The organism is Streptomyces sp. NPDC046985, from assembly GCF_040644415.1.
Taxonomy (GTDB): Bacteria; Actinomycetota; Actinomycetes; order Streptomycetales; family Streptomycetaceae; genus Streptomyces.
This window is the reverse complement of the sequence record NZ_JBEYWK010000013.1, coordinates 1-14,784: the sequence shown is the minus strand read 5'-3', so window position 1 is coordinate 14,784 and position 14,784 is coordinate 1. Positions and strand designations below refer to the sequence as shown.

The following is a 14,784-nucleotide window of genomic DNA, read 5'->3' as shown; positions in this document are numbered from 1 at the left end:
CGATACGACGGCGCCTAGCCCCGGCTTCCCGCCTCCGTCAGCACCGCGTCGGTGAACGCCGGCCACGCCTCGGTCGCCCACGGGCCGAAGGCCCGGTCGGTCAGCGCCACGCACGCCAGGCCCGTGCCGCTCCCGGCCGCCGTGCCCGTGCCGCTCCCGGCCGTCCACCGGGCGTCCGGGTCGATCCACAGGAACGTGCCCGACTGGCCGAAGTGGCCGAAGGTGCGGGGCGAGGACGAAGCACCCGTCCAGTGCGGGGACTTGGCGCCGCGGATCTCGAAGCCGAGGCCCCAGTCGTTGGGGTTCTGGTGGCCGTAGCCCGGCAGGACGCCCTTCGTGCCCGGGTACTGGACCGTCGTCGCCGCGGCCACCGTGCGCGGGTCCAGCAGCCGGGGGGCCTGGATTTCCGCGGCGAACCGCAGCAGGTCGTCTGCTGTCGACACCCCGTCCTTGGCGGGGGAGCCCTCCAGCGACGTCGACGCCATCCCCAGCGGCGCCAGCACCGCCTGGCGCAGGTACTCCGCGAAGGGGATGTCCGTCGCCTTGGCCACGTGGTCGCCCAGTTGCTCGAAGCCGGCGTTGGAGTACAGCCGTCGCTCGCCGGGCGGGGCGGTGATCCGGTGCTCGTCGAAGGCCAGGCCTGAGGTGTGGGCGAGCAGATGGCGCACCGTGGCGCCGGGCGGACCGGCCGGTTCGTCCAGCTCGATCGCCCCCTCCTCGTACGCGACCAGCACCGCGTAGGCCGCCAGCGGCTTGGTGACCGAGGCGAGGGGGAAGCGGCGCCCGGTCGGGCCGTGGGCGCCGAGGACCGTGCCGTCCGCGCGGACGGCGCCCGCGGCGGCGGTGGGGACCGGCCAGTTCTCGATCGAGGCCAGGCTGTTCAGCGACATGCGGCCGAGCCTATGCGGCTCACAGCAGGAGGCGCATCGAGGGGTCCGGCTTGCGCACGAAGCCCAGGGACGCGTACAGCGGCTCGGCCTCGGCGGAGGCGGAGAGGTCGACCTGCGCCGCCCCCTGTGCGCGGAACCAGGCGAGCAGCTCCTCCATACAGGCCCGCGCGTGTCCCCGGCGCCGCGCGTCCGGGTCGGTGGCGACGCTGAAGACGTGCCCGACCCGCCCGTGCGGGTCGGCGGCCCGCCCGATCCGGTACTCCAGCGTCCCGGCCGCCAGCGCCGCCAGCCGTCCCGGGGCCGCGGGACGCTCCACGACGAAGGCGGCGAAGCCCGCGTCCGGCTCGGCGAGCCGCGCCCGCAGGGTCGGCAGGGACGCCGCGTGCCAGTCGGTGGAGGGGTCGCCCGCCATGGAGTCGATCATCACCTGGCGCAGCCGCAGGCACTCGGGGGCGTCCTCGGGCCGGGCGCGTCGTACGAGACTCATGAGGCGCACGCTAGCGCCGCGGCCGCAGACGTTCACCGGCTCGCGGCGCCCGGCGGTTCTCCGCGAGCCTTTCCGGCCACGGCCACGGCCACGGCCACGGCACCGGCCCGCCCCGCCCAGCCCCGCCCGGCTCCGCCCCGCCCCCGCTCCCGTCCCGCTCCAGCGCCCGCGTGTCCAGGCGCCGCCGCATCCCCGCTTGCTTGGAGCGCACTCGAAGGTCCTAGCGTGGTGGCCATGACGGTGATGCAGACCACGGCCGAGGTCAGCGCGGCGACCCGGGAGGACGACGGGGCGGCCCCCGCTCACACCGACGTCTGTTCCGCCCCGCCGCCGGGCCACCCGCGCCCGGCGGGGCAGGACAGCTACACGATCAGCGAGGTCGTCGCCTTCACCGGGCTGACGGCCCACACGCTGCGCTGGTACGAGCGGATCGGCCTGATGACCCACGTCGACCGCTCGCACACCGGCCAGCGCCGCTACAGCAACCGCGACCTGGACTGGCTCGACCTGGTCGGCAAGCTGCGGCTGACCGGCATGCCGGTGGCCGACATGGTCCGGTACGCGGAGCTGGTGCGCGAGGGAGAGAGCACCTACGGCGAGCGGTACGAGCTGCTGGAGGCCACCCGCCTGGACGTGCTGAACCGGATCGCGGAACTGCACGACACGCTCGCGGTGCTGAACCGAAAGATCACTTTCTACGCGGACGCGCTGCGGCCGCACGAGGGGGAGGAAACCCGATGACCGACCGCACGATGCCGACGGTCCGACTGGGCGAGAGCGGACCGGAGGTGGGCGTCCAGGGCCTCGGCTGCATGGGCATGAGCTTCGCCTACGGCCCCTCCGACGCCGAGGCGTCCCGGGCCACCCTGGAGCGGGCCCTGGAACTGGGCGTCACGCTCTACGACACGGCGGACGCCTACGGCGCCGGGGAGAACGAGCGGTTCTTGTCGCCCTTCTTCGCGGCGCACCGCGACGAGGTCGTCATCGCCACCAAGTTCGCCCTGTCGATACCGGAGGACGAGCCGACCAAGCGGATCGTGCGCAACGACCCGCCCTACATCCGCCGCTCCGTCGAGGCGAGCCTCGCGCGGCTGGACGTCGACGAGATCGACCTCTACTACATGCACCGCCGCGACGTGAACGTGCCGATCGAGGAGAGCGTCGGCGCCATGGCGGAGCTGGTGCGCGAGGGCAAGGTCAAGCACCTGGGCCTGAGCGAGGTCACCGCCGAGGAGCTGCGGGCCGCGCAGGCGGTGCACCCGATCGCCGCCGTGCAGTCGGAGTGGTCGCTGTTCAGCCGGGACATCGAGGCGCACGTGGTGCCGGCCGCCCGCGAGCTGGGCGTGGCGCTGGTGCCCTACTCGCCGCTCGGGCGGGGCTTCCTCACCGGCGGCTTCACGCAGGCGGACAAGGATCTGAGCGGCGACGACTTCCGCCGCACGATGCCCCGCTTCCAGGGCGAGAACGCGACCGCGAACGCCGCTCTGCTGGCGCCGGTCCGCACCGTCGCGGCGGCGCACGGCGTCTCGCTCGCCCAGGTCGCGCTGGCCTGGGTGCAGCAGCGGTCCGCCGTGCACGGCCTGCCGGTGGTGCAGATCCCGGGCACCCGCAAGCCGAGCCGGGTGGAGGAGAACGCGGCCGCGACCCGGATCGTGCTGACCCAGGAGGAGCTGGAGCTGCTGGAGCCGATCGCCGCCCAGGTGGAGGGCGACCGCTACGCCGACATGTCGTTCACGTCCTTTGGCCGGGAGTAGTCCCGGCGGAGCTGTAGCCGCCGGCGGCTACAGCTCCGCCAGCAGCTCGGCCTTCTTCACCGAGAACTCCTCGTCCGTCACCAGTCCCGCCTGGTGCAGTTCCCCCAGGTGACGGATGCGGTCGGCGATGTCGGCGGGGTCGCGCCGCGGGGCCGGGACCGTCGCCGGCGCCGCGGCGGGCGCCGCCGCCCGCACCGCGGCCAGCACGGCCGCGGCGAACGGCAGCGACTCGTGCACCGGCCCGTAGCCCAGCCCGAAGACCACCGCGGCCGGGTCCTGGTCGGGCTGCGGCGAGTCCGGCGGCGACGGCGGCGCGGCGTCCGGCTGCTCGGCGGCCGCCGCGCGGCGCAGCAGCCGCAGACAGCCGCCGGGCGCCTCCGGCGAGCGCCACCGCACCCCGCCCAGCTCGGTGACCGGAAAGCTCTGGTCGCCGGCCTTCCACTTGGCCGACGACGCCCCGGTCCGCGACCAGCGGAAGCGGACGGCCCGGCCGTCGAAGGACGCCTTGCCGTCGTACGCCTTGAACTGGAGCGGGGCGGCGGGCGCGGCCACCAGACAGCGGTCGGCAGGGCCGGTCGCGGTGAGCCGGGCGCGCAGGTCGTCCGCCCAGGACGCGGCGCGCGTCTCCTGCTCGGCGGGCAGCACCAGCCGGTAGGGGTCGCTGCTCTCCCTGAGCTGCCCCTCGGCCGCGTCCATCAGCGGATCGGCGCCCGGCCGGGGCTCGACGCGCAGGACCGCCGTCCCGCGCCGGCCCGGGACCAGCGTCACCGCGGCCAGCGCCTCCAGGGGCACCCGGCGCTCGCCGAGCGCCTGAAGGAGCCTCGGCGTCCGTATCCCCCGTTCGAAGCGGATGAGCACGGAGTCGGACGCGAACTCCCAGGCAGCGTGAAATCCGGCCAGTACGTCACCCATGCGGCTCATCGTAGGCGGGCGCGGGCGTCTTCGTCCCTCCTCGCGCAGACCGCGCTTCCCGTCGCCTCTACGCGCGTCCGTCCGTCGTCGTGCCGGGCAGACCCGCCCGGCACCCGTCGTCATGGCGGGCGCACCGCACCGATCCGTAGGCGCCGACCCCGATGTCGGCGAGGTTGCTCAGGCTGTCGGTGCCGGGCTCGAAATAGCCGGCGTGGCCCTTGGCCCGCGCGGCGGAGAGCACCCGCGCGCCGAAGGCCGCGGAGACCGGGTCGGCGCCGTGGCCGAGGCCGCCGAGTTCCAGGTAGGGCACGTCCTGGATCCAGTCCGTGGCGTTGCGCATCGCCCACACGTGGGCGGAGGTGCGCAGGCGGGAGGCGCTCCGCACCCGCATGCCGGGGCTGGCGGCGACCGCCACGTCGGCGACCCGGCGCGGCAGCGCGTGGGCCGCGAGGCCGCAGACCACCGAGCCGTAGCTGTGGCAGAACAGGGCCACGGGGGAGTCGCCGGGCAGGCCGCCGAGCAGCCGGTTCAGCCGCACCGCCCCGTCCTCGGCGCGCATCGCGGTGGCCGCGTCCACGCCGAGCCCGCTGGGCGCGGTGTAGTCGGCCCAGGCGATCACCGCCGTACGGGCGCCCGGGTCCGCGGCGCGCTCGGCGCGGTAGAGCGCCTTCGCCATGCCGTACGGCGCCGAGTAGGGGCGGTAGGACTTGCGGAAGGTGAGCAGGTCGCTGTCCACGCCGGGGACGACCACCGAGATCCGGCGGGCGGCGGTGAGGTCGCCGAAGACCTCCGCGACCCGGCCGGAGCCCTCGGGGTCGAAGGCGAGCACCTGGCGGCCGGGCGCGCGCAGCGCGCCGAAGCGGCGGAACCGCGCGGCGGCGTCCTGCTGCCCGGCCGACGTGAGCCGCCTGTCGTGCATGCGGGCGCGTTCGGCCGCGCCCGCCTGGCCTAGCGCGACGCGGTTGGCCCGGTAGCGCAGCGCGACGGGCGCGCCGTTCATGTTGCCGACCGCGAGCGGGTAGCGGCGGGCGAGCCGGTCGCGGTCCTGGCCGCTGAGCGAGGCGAAGAAGCGGTTCAGCCGCGCGGGCGCCGCGCCGGGGTCCGGCAGGGCGTGTCCGTGCAGTCGTCCGTGCTTCCAGGCGGACAGGGACGCCTGGAGCGCGGTGGAGCCGCGGTGGGAGTGCACGGCGGTCCAGCCGCTGGTCGTCAGCATCATGAAGACCACGGCCAGAGCGAGCAGCGCGCGCCAGACGCTGATCGGCGGGGAGGTGTCGAAGGAAGTCACTGGGAGGACACACTAAGAGAACGAGCCGGTCTCGCGTTAACCGTGTGGCGCGAGTCACGTTTCGACCGGCGTGAGCCGGGTCTCAGCAGCGCATGCCTGGTCAAGATCGTGGACACACCCGGCAGTTCGCGACCGGGGAAGCGGTCTCCGCGCGGATGCCGAGCACGCGACGTCCGTCACGCGGTCAGATTCATTGCAAAAACTGACAGATACGGTCATTCGGTGCTTTACGAGCGCCAGTTCCCGGTCAACGCCGGGCCGACCTGGTCGAGGTGGGCGGCCGTGAGCGCCCGGATGGCCTCCAGGCTGAGGTCGTCCCCGGTGCTCCACTGCCGTCCTGTCAGCCGCATCACCCCGCCGAAGGCGGCCACCGCCAGGCGCGGGCGCGGATCGGCGTCCACGTCCAGCCCCTCCCGTGCGGCGAGCAGGCGCGCGATCTCCTCCTCGGTCTCCACCGAACGGCGCAGATGCGCGGCGAGCAGCACGGGCGTCGACTCGATCGCCTGGAACATGCGCAGGTACAGGTCCAGCGGGACGACGCTCGCCACGGCGTCGCTGATCGTGTCCCAGCCGTCCAGCACCGCCCGGCCCAGCGCCTCCATCGGCGGCTCCCCGGCGGGACGGACGCGCAGCGACGCCACGAAGTGCGCCTCCACCATGTCCTGCACGGCGAAGGCGGCCTCCTCCTTGCCCGCGAAGTAGCGGAAGAAGGTGCGCTGGGAGACGTCGACCGCCTCCACGACGTCGTCGACCGTCGTGCCCTCGTAGCCCCGCGTGGTGAACAGCTCCAGTGCGGCCCGCAGCAGCGCGTCCCGGGTGCGCCGCTTCTTGCGCTCGCGCAGCCCCGCCCGCGGCGCCGGTCGCGGCTCCGCCTCAGCGGTCCCCGCCCTCTCCATGTGCCTCTCCGTGCCTGGTGTGCCCGTGCCGTCCTCACCTGGACGGCCTCTCTGGCCAGGCTAAGGCAGGGTGACGTGTCAGTGGCTGTCTAGTGTGGTCGTTTGTCTTTTGTCAGTGGCTGACACTAGCCTCGCTCATATGACTAGTCAGTCCACCGTCGACATCACGGGGCCGGAGGACAAGGCCCCGACTCCCTCCGACCCCGCACCGGCCGCGGGACTGCGCGGGCGCCCGTGGTTGACCCTCATCACCGTCGCCGTCGGCGTCATGATGGTGGCCCTCGACGGCACCATCGTGGCCATCGCCAACCCGGCCATCGCGCGAAGCCTGCACGCCAGCTTCGCCGACGTGCAGTGGATCACCAACGCCTACTTCCTCGCCCTCGCGGTCTCCCTGATCACCGCGGGCAAGCTCGGCGACCGCTTCGGCCACCGGCAGACCTTCCTCATCGGCGTGGCCGGCTTCGCCGCGTCCTCGGGGGCCATCGGCCTGTCCGGGTCCATCGCCGTGGTCGTGACCTTCCGCGTCTTCCAGGGCCTGTTCGGCGCGCTGCTCATGCCGGCCGCCCTCGGCCTGCTGCGCGCGACCTTCCCGGCCGAGCGGCTCAACATGGCCATCGGCATCTGGGGCATGGTCATCGGCGCCTCCACCGCCGGCGGCCCGATCCTCGGCGGCGTCCTCGTCGAGCGCGTCAACTGGCAGTCCGTGTTCTTCATCAACGCGCCGGTCGGCGCGCTCGCCCTGCTCCTGGGCCTGCTGATCCTGCGCGACCACCGCGCCGCGAACGCGCCGCGCTCCTTCGACCTGCTCGGCATCGCGCTGCTCTCCGGCGCGATGTTCTGCCTGGTGTGGGCGCTCATCAAGGCGCCGGCCTGGGGCTGGGGCGACGGCCGCACGTGGGCGTTCCTCGCCGCCTCCCTCCTCGGCTTCGCCCTCTTCGCCCTCTGGGAGACGAAGGTGGGCGAGCCGCTGATCCCGCTCGGCCTGTTCCGCTCCGTCCCGCTGTCCGCGGGCGTGGTCCTGATGGTGCTGATGGCCGTCGCCTTCCTCGGCGGCCTGTTCTTCGTCACCTTCTACCTCCAGAACGTGCACGGGATGAGCCCGATCAGCGCCGGGCTGCACCTGCTGCCGCTCACCGGCATGCTGATCGTCGGCTCGCCGCTGGCCGGCGCGGCGATCACCGCGGTGGGGCCGCGCATCCCGCTGGCCGCGGGCATGGTCGCCACCACCGCCGCCATGGTCGGCATGTCCACCCTGGACACCGGCACCGGCAGCCTCACCATGTCCCTCTGGTTCGCCCTGCTCGGACTGGGCCTCGCCCCGGTCATGGTCGGCGCCACCGAGGTCATCGTGGGCAACGCGCCGATGGAGCTGTCCGGCGTGGCCGGCGGTCTCCAGCAGGCCGCCATGCAGATCGGCGGCAGCCTCGGCACGGCCGTGCTGGGCGCGGTGATGGCCTCCAAGGTGGACAGCGCCCTGCCCGGCAACTGGCAGCACGCCGGACTCCCGCCGCTCACCCCCGCCCAGGCCGACCAGGCGTCCGAGGCGGTGCAGGTCGGCGTGGCGCCCGTGCCCCAGGGCGTCCCGGAGGCCGTCGCCGCGAAGATCACCTCGGTCGCCCACGACACCTTCGTCTCCGGGATGAGCCTCGCCTCCCTGGTCGCCGCCGGGGTCGCCGCCGTGGCCGTCCTGGTCGCGCTGCTCACCAAGCGCGGGCAGAACGCGGAGGCGGGCGCCGGCGTCGGTCACATCTGACCGGAACACATTCCCTCGTTCGGGTGACGGCGCCACGCAACCGTCGACTCCGGCGCGCGCCGCAGGTGACAGTGGGTCACGCCCTCCGCAGGGCAGCGGAGGGTGCGGCCGCGGCGCGCCGCCGGAGGGGGGCGGCGCGCCGGACGGCCCTCGCGGCGATGCCCGGACGGGCTTCGCAGGGATGCCCGGACGGGCTTCGCGGGGATGTGCGGACGGAACCGGGGTACTCGCTCCTCGAACCCCAATGGAACTCCCAACTCGGCAAGGGGTTCGAGGAGTTGATGATGTCGGGCTTCGGACGCGGAACACGCGGGTACCCCCGTTCACATGGCCGGTCGTGGTCACGGAGCGGGCCGGATCGCGCGACGCTCGGGATCATCGGAACCATCTGCGCGGTGGCCGGTTTCTTCGTGCTGGGCATCCTGCTCGGCCCGGTGGCGGTCGTCTGCGGCTGGCTCTCCATGGGCCGCTCCTGGGCGGGCGACCGCTCGATCCCGGCCTTGGTCGCGGTGGTGCTCGGCGCCATCGACACGCTCCTGGCGGTCATCTGGCTGTCCGGGTCGGCGACCTGGGGCAACGGCATGTTCTGACCCAGGACGGTGAGCGACGGGGCCTCCGGCGGTGCGCCGGGGGCCCCGCTCTCTGTCCGCCGCGTCCGCCGCGTCTGCCCTCCTCGCCCCGTACGCCCTCTCCGCGTCCGCCCGGTCCGCCCGGTGCGCCTTCTCCGTCCCGTCCGCCCGGTCCAGCGCTCTGAGCGCGGCGATCTCGGCCCGCAGCCCGCGCACCTCCCCGGCCAGTTCCTCGATCGCCTCCGTCTGCCGCAGCTCGCGCACGTCGTCCCGCTCGAAGCGGGCGATGAACCACGCGGCGATGTTCGCCGTCACCACGCCCAGCAGCGCGATCCCGGCCAGCATCAGCCCGACCGCGATCACCCGCCCGAGCCCGGTGGTCGGCGCGTGGTCGCCGTACCCCACGGTCGTCATCGTCGTGAACGACCACCAGACCGCGTCGCCCAGCGTCCGGATGTTCCCCCGCGGCGAATCGCGCTCCACCGACAGCACGGCCAGCGATCCGAACATCAGCAGCCCCACCACCGCCCCGGCGACGTACGTGGTCAGCCGGATCTGCTCCGCCATCCGGGCCCGCCGGCCCACCAGCAGGAGCGTGGACACCAGCCGCAGCAGCCGCAGCGGCTGGAGGATCGGCAACACCACGGCGCACAGATCCAGCCAGTGCCCGCGCACGAACTCGCGGCGCCGCCGGGCCAGTCCCAGCCGCATCAGGTAGTCCGCCGCGAAGGCGCCCCACACCGCCCACTCCACCGCCGTGCAGCCCAGCGTCACCGACGGACCTGCGGGGCTGTGCACGATCGGCACGGCGTAGGCGGCGGCGAACGCGAGCGCCAGCACCAGCAGAGGCCGCTGCGTGCACCGCTCCCAGCGAAGCTGTGCCGAAAGATCGTCCACGCCCGCATCGTAAGCGCGCCCGGCCCCGCCCACCCGGCCGGAAAGACGCCCACCGGCCCACCGCGCCCACCGGCCCACGCCCGCCCGGCCCACCGGCCCACGCCCGCCCGGACCACCGCGCCCCCCGGCACGCCCGGACGCGGCAGCGGCGGGGGCCCGGGGCCGGACCGGCCTCAGATCCCCGCCGCGCGCGGTGCCTTACGCGTCGCCTCCCGCCGCCCCCGGGTCCGCCGCCGCGACGTCCAGGAGCCGGTAGCGGTCGACGGCCTGCTTGAGGACCGACCGGTCCACCGCCCCCTCGCGGGCCAGCTCCGTCAGCACGGCCACCACGATGGACTCGGCGTCGATGTGGAAGAAGCGCCGGGCCGCGCCCCGGGTGTCGGCGAAACCGAAGCCGTCGGCGCCCAGGGACTGGTACGTCCCCGGCACCCAGCGGGCGATCTGGTCCGGCACCGACCGCATCCAGTCGGAGACGGCGACGAACGGGCCCTCGGCGCCGTTGAGCTTCCGCGTCACCCACGGCACCCGCTGCTCCTCCTCCGGATGCAGCAGGTTGTGCCGCTCGCAGTCCACGGCCTCGCGGCGCAGCTCGTTCCAGGAGGTCGCCGACCAGACGTCGGCCTTGACGTTCCACTCCTCGGCGAGGATCTTCTGCGCCCGCAGAGCCCACGGCACCGCCACGCCCGAGGCCATGATCTGGGCCGGCGTCCCGCCCGCGGCGCCCGCGCTGATCCGGTGCACGCCCTTGAGGACGCCCTCGACGTCCACGTCGGCCGGCTCGGCGGGCTGCTGGATCGGCTCGTTGTAGACGGTGAGGTAGTAGAAGACGTCCTCGCCGTGCGGGTGCTCCGCCGAGCCGCCGTACATCCGGCGCAGGCCGTCTTGCACGATGTGCGCGATCTCGTAGCCGTAGGCCGGGTCGTAGGCCACGCACGCCGGGTTGGTCGAGGCGAGGAGCTGCGAGTGGCCGTCGGCGTGCTGGAGGCCCTCGCCGGTCAGGGTGGTGCGCCCGGCGGTCGCGCCCAGGACGAAGCCGCGCGCCAACTGGTCGGCCATCTGCCAGAACTGGTCGCCGGTGCGCTGGAAGCCGAACATCGAGTAGAAGACGTAGACCGGGATCAGCGGTTCGCCGTGCGTGGCGTAGGCCGAGCCCGCGGCGATCAGCGAGGCCGTGCAGCCCGCCTCCGAGATGCCGTCGTGCAGCATCTGCCCGGTCGGCGACTCCTTGTAGGCGAGCAGCAGATCGCGGTCGACCGACTCGTACTGCTGGCCGAGCGGGTTGTAGATCTTCGCGCTCGGGAAGAAGGAGTCCATGCCGAAGGTGCGGTACTCGTCCGGCGCGATCAGCACGAACCGCTTGCCGATCTCCTTGTCCCGCATCAGGTCCTTCAGCAGCCGGACGAAGGCCATGGTGGTCGCGATGGACTGCTGGCCCGAGCCCTTCTTCACCGCCGCGTACGCGGCGTCGTCCGGCAGCGGCAGCGGCTCGGCGCGCACCACGCGGGTCGGCACGTAGCCGCCCAGGTTCCTGCGCCGGTCGTGCATGTACTGCATCTCCTCGGAGTCGCGCCCCGGGTGGTAGTACGGCGGCGCCCCGGACTCCAGCTCCTTGTCGGAGATCGGCAGGTGCAGCCGGTCCCGGAAGCGCTTGAGGTCGTCGACCGTCAGCTTCTTCATCTGGTGGGTGGCGTTGCGGCCCTCGAAGTTCGGGCCCAGCGTCCAGCCCTTGACCGTCTTGGCCAGGATCACCGTGGGCTGGCCCTTGTGCTCCACGGCGGCCTTGAACGCCGCGTAGATCTTGCGGTGGTCGTGGCCGCCGCGGCCCAGGTGCAGGATCTGGTCGTCGGTCATGTTCTCGACCATCGCGCGCAGCCGGTGGTCGTCGCCGAAGAAGTGGTCGCGGATGTACGCGCCGGACTCGGTGGCGTAGGTCTGGAACTGGCCGTCCGGGGTGGTGTTCATCCGGTCGACCAGGATGCCGTCGCGGTCCTGCGCGAGCAGCGGGTCCCAGGAGCGGTCCCAGATCAGTTTGATCACGTTCCAGCCGGCGCCCCGGAAGACCGACTCCAGCTCCTGGATGATCTTGCCGTTGCCGCGTACCGGGCCGTCCAGGCGCTGGAGGTTGCAGTTGACCACGAAGGTCAGGTTGTCCAGGCCCTCGCGGGCGGCGATGGAGAGCTGGCCCAGCGACTCCGGCTCGTCCATCTCGCCGTCGCCGAGGAACGCCCACACGTGCGAGCCGGAGGTGTCCGCGATCCCGCGCGCCTGCATGTAGCGGTTCATCCGCGCCTGGTAGATCGCCCCGATCGGGCCGAGGCCCATGGAGACGGTCGGGAACTCCCAGAAGTCCGGCATCGAGCGCGGGTGCGGATAGCTGGAGAGGGCGTGCGGCGCCTTCGACTTCTCCTGGCGGAAGCCGTCGAGGTGCTGCTCGCCGAACCGGTCCAGCAGGTAGGCGCGTGCGTAGATGCCGGGGGAGGCGTGCCCCTGGAAGAAGACCTGGTCGCCGCCCCGGCCGTCGTCCTTGCCGCGGAAGAAGTGGTTGAAGCCGACGTCGTAGAGCGAGGCGGAGGAGGCGAAGGTGGCGATGTGGCCGCCGACTCCGATGCCGGGGCGCTGGGCGCGGGAGACCATCACCGCGGCGTTCCAGCGGGTCGCGTTGAGGATCTTGCGCTCGATCTCCTCGTCGCCCGGGAAGAACGGCTCGCTCTTGGTGGGGATGGTGTTGACGTAGTCCGAAGAGCGCATCTCCGGCACCGCCACCCGCTTCTCCCGGGCCCGCTCGATCAGGCGGAGCATCAGGAAGCGGGCCCGCTCGCGGCCGCGCTCGTCGACGGCGGCGTCGAGCGAGTCGAGCCACTCCTGGGTCTCCTCGGGGTCGAAGTCAGGAACCTGACTCGGAAGGCCGCCAATGATGATCGGGTTGCGATCGGATCCGGAAGCCACGCTGTTCCTTACCTGTCAGAGGACTGACATATCTGAGACATCTCTGGGGCTCTTCTGAACTGATTCTGCTGCTCGTCTGAGGTCCGGTAGGTTTGTCCGTCCGCGCCTGCGCCGTTCCCCATCGTGTACCTGGGGCGAGGCGCCCGTCATCTCTACCGCGGGGTAACCGGCTACCCCGGTGCGGGATCTTCCGCTCATCGGGGGTTCCCAAAAGCGCAAAAGCGGGCAGAAGGGTGTGGGTGTGCGTCGCCGCCGCTCGCGATACCGTGTCAGGAGTTGCGGCGACACAGCCGGGAACGTCACTGTTTCGGCGGTCCCGGACGCCGGGTACTTGCGCGATCCGGCCCGCCCGTGTGGACTACGGCCAATGCTTCGCGCACGCGCGTGGCTGAAGACCTATCTCGCAACATCATCAGGAGGCAACCCGTGAGCGCGACCGCGGACCACGCGGAGGAGCGGACTAACCCTGCCGCCAGGCTGGGATTCCAGACCGGGCAGGTGGTCCAGGAGATCGGCTACGACGACGACGTCGACCAGGAGCTCCGCGAGGCCATCGAGGAAGAGATCGGCGCGGAGCTGATGGACGAGGAGTACGACGACGTTGCCGACGCCGTGGTGCTGTGGTTCCGCGACGAGGACGGCGACCTGACGGACGCGCTGGTCGACGCCATCTCGTACATGGAGGAGGGCGGGGCGATCCTTCTCCTCACCCCGAAGACCGGCCGTACGGGCTACGTGGAGCCCAGCGACGTTTCCGAGGCCGCGACGACGGCGGGTCTGTCGGCCAGCAAGAGCGTCAGCGTGGGCAAGGACTGGAGCGGCAGCCGGCTGGTGACGCCGAAGGCCGCCAAGTCCAAGAAGTAGGCCCTTGGGGGCAGGCGCCCCCGGGCGTCTTCCCCCGGCCCGCCCCGGCGCCGCCGACGGCGCGCCCCGGATCCCGGCGGGCCCCGGACGGGCCGACTCGCGTCGGCCCGTCCACCGGCCCTCGGTGATCGCTGCGTAGGGTGGTCCCACCCGAACAGCCCCACCGAAGGGAAGGCGCCACGATGGCGATCCAGGTCGGCGACAAGGCCCCCGACTTCGAGCTGAAGGACAACCACGGCCGCACCGTGCGACTGTCCGACCTCCGCGAGGGAGACAGCCCGAAGAACGTCGTACTGCTGTTCTATCCCTTCGCCTTCACCGGCGTGTGCACCGGCGAGCTGTGCGCGCTGCGCGACAACCTGCCGAAGTTCGTCAACGACGACACCCAGCTCCTCGCCGTCTCCAACGACTCCGTCCCCACCCTGCGCGTCTTCGCCGAGCAGGAGGGCCTGGAGTACCCGCTGCTGAGCGACTTCTGGCCGCACGGCGAGGTGTCGCGCGCCTACGGCGTCTTCGACGAGGACAAGGGCTGCGCCCTGCGCGGGACCTTCGTCGTCGACAAGGAGGGCGTCGTGCGCTGGACCGTGCTCAACGCCCTGCCGGACGCCCGCGACCTCGACGCGTACGTGCGGGCGCTCGACGCCCTGTGAGCCGGTGACCCGGGCGCCGCGGCGGCGCCGGGCGGCCGGCGGGCGCCGACACCAGGCAATCTCCGGCCCTTGGGCCTGCCAGGTGCGGGAACCCGTCACTAGGATCAGAACGTTGATCTCCTATCCGACGCACGACGGGGCGCCCCGCCCCCGGACACCTATGGAGGACTCGTGGGAGTCAGCCTCAGCAAGGGCGGCAACGTATCGCTGACGAAGGAGGCGCCCGGCCTGACCGCGGTCCTCGTCGGCCTGGGCTGGGACGCCCGCACCACGACGGGCACCGACTTCGACCTCGACGCCAGCGCGCTGCTGCTGAACAACTCGGGCAAGGTCGGCAACGACCAGAACTTCGTGTTCTTCAACAACCTCAAGAGCCCGGACGGCTCGGTGGAGCACACCGGCGACAACATCACCGGCGAGGGCGAGGGCGACGACGAGGTGATCAAGGTCAACCTCGCCGGGGTGCCGGCCGACGTCGACAAGATCGTCTTCCCGGTCTCCATCTACGACGCCGAGAACCGCCAGCAGTCCTTCGGCCAGGTCCGCAACGCCTTCATCCGCGTGGTCAACCAGGCCGGCGGCCAGGAGATCGCCCGCTACGACCTGAGCGAGGACGCCTCCACCGAGACGGCGATGGTCTTCGGCGAGCTGTACCGCAGCGGCGCGGAGTGGAAGTTCCGCGCCATCGGCCAGGGCTACGCCTCGGGTCTGCGCGGCATCGCGCAGGACTTCGGCGTCAACGTCTGACGCACGGCTGATCCAAGCCGCACCACGGCTGATCCGCGCGCGACCCGGACGGCTGGCCGATGACCGGCAAGACCGGCGCCGCGCGGGTCGCCCTCCAGACCAAGTGCCCGGTGATCCCGGTCGCCCAGTGG

General features: G+C 72.6%; 13 protein-coding genes and 2 pseudogenes. 8 read left to right on the top strand and 7 right to left on the bottom strand.

Annotated features, from left to right (window positions below; genetic code table 11):
- Positions 1 to 14 precede the first annotated feature (14 nt).
- Together ABZ861_RS18105 and ABZ861_RS18100 are read right to left on the bottom strand one after the other, a co-directional pair.
- Positions 15 to 890: a serine hydrolase domain-containing protein gene (locus ABZ861_RS18105; protein WP_361631098.1), complete on the bottom strand. Its 876-nt coding sequence runs from the start codon at positions 888 to 890 to the stop codon at positions 15 to 17.
- 19 nt (positions 891 to 909) lie between these two features.
- Positions 910 to 1,377: a GNAT family N-acetyltransferase gene (locus ABZ861_RS18100; RefSeq protein WP_361631095.1), complete on the bottom strand. Its 468-nt coding sequence runs from the start codon at positions 1,375 to 1,377 to the stop codon at positions 910 to 912.
- 234 nt (positions 1,378 to 1,611) lie between these two features.
- Here ABZ861_RS18100 and ABZ861_RS18095 point away from each other — a divergent pair, with 234 nt between their 5' ends.
- On the top strand, positions 1,612 to 2,118 hold the full coding sequence (locus ABZ861_RS18095; protein WP_361631092.1) for a MerR family transcriptional regulator: 507 nt from the start codon (positions 1,612 to 1,614) through the stop codon (positions 2,116 to 2,118).
- The gene (locus ABZ861_RS18090; RefSeq protein ID WP_361631089.1) at positions 2,115 to 3,131 is read left to right on the top strand and encodes an aldo/keto reductase; all 1,017 of its coding nucleotides are present in this window, start codon (positions 2,115 to 2,117) and stop codon (positions 3,129 to 3,131) included. The genes ABZ861_RS18095 and ABZ861_RS18090 overlap by 4 nt, the downstream gene beginning before the upstream one ends.
- 27 nt (positions 3,132 to 3,158) lie before the next feature.
- On the opposite strand, the gene ABZ861_RS18085 is transcribed toward ABZ861_RS18090, so the two are convergent.
- From ABZ861_RS18085 to ABZ861_RS18075, 3 genes are all read right to left on the bottom strand, one after another.
- Entirely contained in the window at positions 3,159 to 4,043 is an 885-nt protein-coding gene (locus ABZ861_RS18085) for a DUF4429 domain-containing protein (RefSeq protein ID WP_361631086.1), read from the bottom strand.
- 67 nt (positions 4,044 to 4,110) lie between these two features.
- Positions 4,111 to 5,328 (bottom strand): alpha/beta hydrolase, encoded by a 1,218-nt coding sequence (locus ABZ861_RS18080; RefSeq protein WP_361631083.1) that lies wholly within the window; start codon positions 5,326 to 5,328, stop codon positions 4,111 to 4,113.
- A 227-nt stretch (positions 5,329 to 5,555) separates the two neighbouring features.
- On the bottom strand, positions 5,556 to 6,224 hold the full coding sequence (locus tag ABZ861_RS18075; RefSeq protein ID WP_361631080.1) for a TetR family transcriptional regulator: 669 nt from the start codon (positions 6,222 to 6,224) through the stop codon (positions 5,556 to 5,558).
- Positions 6,225 to 6,363: 139 nt separating this feature from the next.
- Between ABZ861_RS18075 and ABZ861_RS18070 the strand changes: the two genes are divergently transcribed.
- Both ABZ861_RS18070 and ABZ861_RS18065 read left to right on the top strand, forming a co-directional pair.
- Entirely contained in the window at positions 6,364 to 7,980 is a 1,617-nt protein-coding gene (locus ABZ861_RS18070; RefSeq protein ID WP_361631077.1) for an MFS transporter, read from the top strand.
- Positions 7,981 to 8,261: 281 nt separating this feature from the next.
- On the top strand, positions 8,262 to 8,570 hold the full coding sequence (locus ABZ861_RS18065; protein ID WP_361631489.1) for a small hydrophobic protein: 309 nt from the start codon (positions 8,262 to 8,264) through the stop codon (positions 8,568 to 8,570).
- Between the two features lie 159 nt (positions 8,571 to 8,729).
- On the opposite strand, the pseudogene ABZ861_RS18060 reads toward ABZ861_RS18065, so the two are convergent.
- Together ABZ861_RS18060 and aceE are read right to left on the bottom strand one after the other, a co-directional pair.
- Positions 8,730 to 9,446: pseudogene (locus ABZ861_RS18060) on the bottom strand (potassium channel family protein); the annotation flags it as partial.
- A 198-nt stretch (positions 9,447 to 9,644) separates the two neighbouring features.
- Positions 9,645 to 12,392 (bottom strand): pyruvate dehydrogenase (acetyl-transferring), homodimeric type, encoded by a 2,748-nt coding sequence (gene aceE / locus ABZ861_RS18055; RefSeq protein WP_361631074.1) that lies wholly within the window; start codon positions 12,390 to 12,392, stop codon positions 9,645 to 9,647.
- A 426-nt stretch (positions 12,393 to 12,818) separates the two neighbouring features.
- Between aceE and ABZ861_RS18050 the strand changes: the two genes are divergently transcribed.
- The 4 genes and pseudogenes from ABZ861_RS18050 to ABZ861_RS18035 form a co-directional block, all read left to right on the top strand.
- On the top strand, positions 12,819 to 13,256 hold the full coding sequence (locus ABZ861_RS18050; protein WP_361631071.1) for a DUF3052 domain-containing protein: 438 nt from the start codon (positions 12,819 to 12,821) through the stop codon (positions 13,254 to 13,256).
- A gap of 182 nt (positions 13,257 to 13,438) precedes the next feature.
- Positions 13,439 to 13,906, top strand: coding sequence for a peroxiredoxin (locus ABZ861_RS18045; protein ID WP_361631068.1), 468 nt, complete (start codon positions 13,439 to 13,441; stop codon positions 13,904 to 13,906).
- Positions 13,907 to 14,077: 171 nt separating this feature from the next.
- Positions 14,078 to 14,653 (top strand): TerD family protein, encoded by a 576-nt coding sequence (locus ABZ861_RS18040; protein WP_361631065.1) that lies wholly within the window; start codon positions 14,078 to 14,080, stop codon positions 14,651 to 14,653.
- A gap of 38 nt (positions 14,654 to 14,691) precedes the next feature.
- Positions 14,692 to 14,784 (top strand): annotated as a pseudogene (locus ABZ861_RS18035) (1-acyl-sn-glycerol-3-phosphate acyltransferase); the annotation flags it as partial.